Source organism: Vibrio sp. L85 (genome assembly GCF_963871815.1).
Classification (GTDB): domain Bacteria; phylum Pseudomonadota; class Gammaproteobacteria; order Enterobacterales; family Vibrionaceae; genus Vibrio; species Vibrio harveyi.
Map to the genome: position 1 here is coordinate 1 of NZ_CAWMYL010000097.1, position 1,363 is coordinate 1,363.

The 1,363-nt window shown below is 48.5% G+C and carries 1 protein-coding gene; it reads right to left on the bottom strand.

Features of this window, described 5'->3' with window-relative positions; translation table 11 throughout:
- The coding region (locus AACR11_RS09895) for a replication endonuclease (protein ID WP_223295735.1) at positions 1 to 1,165 on the bottom strand (1,165 nt) is incomplete at its 3' end.
- Positions 1,166 to 1,363 lie beyond the last annotated feature (198 nt).

The following is a 1,363-nucleotide window of genomic DNA, read 5'->3' on the forward strand; positions in this document are numbered from 1 at the left end:
TGGCTAAGTCTTTATCGATAGAAACATCGAGCTTGCTGGCTCGGCGCAGTTGGCGCCATATCCCAACCGATGGCGAGCCGGATTGTGAGAACTGTTTAATCCCCCATGCACTCGCCCATGCTCTGGCTGAAATTGCCGACTCTTGCGCATCACCTTCTGGCATGTGCGCGCCGTTAATGTTCTTGGAAATGTACTTAATGATGTAACCCGTTGCGCTTCCTTTGGCGGGGTCACATGGCTTGGCTTGAAAGCGCGCTTTGCGCATCTTTTTCGTCACTAACTCTTCTGCATCTTCACTTCTGGCAATCGCCGCACAAATGCGCATTAAGTTTTCTTTATGCTCGGCAGCGCAGTACAAAAATGCATGTAGGTGCGGCGTGCCGTCTTTGTGTGGCTCTGCTACCCGCAAACCAAACCAAGGAATTTCAGCCTTAGCAAAATGCGCTCGCGCTAGCTTCCATTGCTCCATTAGGTTGCGGTGTGCTTCTTTCACCGTGCAACCATTCCATTTGTGAGAGTTACGGTGATATTTGGATGGCAAAGTCCACGTAATAAACACGCCCTCAAAGCCCATATCAATGGCTCTTTCCTCATCACCACGACTACGTACAACCAATTCAATACGGCGATTTTCTGGATTTGCCGTGGTGCGCTTGGCAACCTCATCAAGCCCGAACTCTTCTAGTGTTTCATGGTTAATCACCACCATCCCTCTCATGAACTCTTCACTTTCGCGCATCTGTTGTTTGAAGTTCTGGATAGTGATCCGTGAAACGTATCGAGATTGACCTTGGCGTTTGCCCACATTGCCTAATGTCACTTGTGCATGCTCAATGTATTGTTTGCGCAGACGCTTAAGCTTTCGCACCAAAAAGCGCGGGTCAAGACAGCGCTTTAAAGCTATCTCAAGAATGAACTCAGCATCCTCTATCGAGAGCTTGCCGCCCAGCTGGGACAAATCAACACTCGGTGGTTTGATATGGGCGTGAGTCATGACACCGGAAATTTCATCAAAGGCACGAACAAGCGCACCTAAATATCCCGTATGACTAGTCAGTCCGGTATCGATGAACTGTTCTTTCTCATCCACTTCAATACAGCTAATAATTTCCTCAAAAGCTGAAACCAGCTTAAGAGCGAAATCCTTGCACTGACTGTTACACATCAGAGTATCGTGCGTCAGTTCTAGCGGTTCGGGTTCATGGCTTGGCATCGAAAAAGGAAATAGACGTGTGAAATGGTGCGCGACTTTATCAACGAAGTTCACACGCTCATGCGCAAAAATGGCAAGGTTGCGATCATCGGCATTGCCGCGCTGTTTACGCCGGCCAACTTTCAAATCAATATCGCGGCGCATCATTAC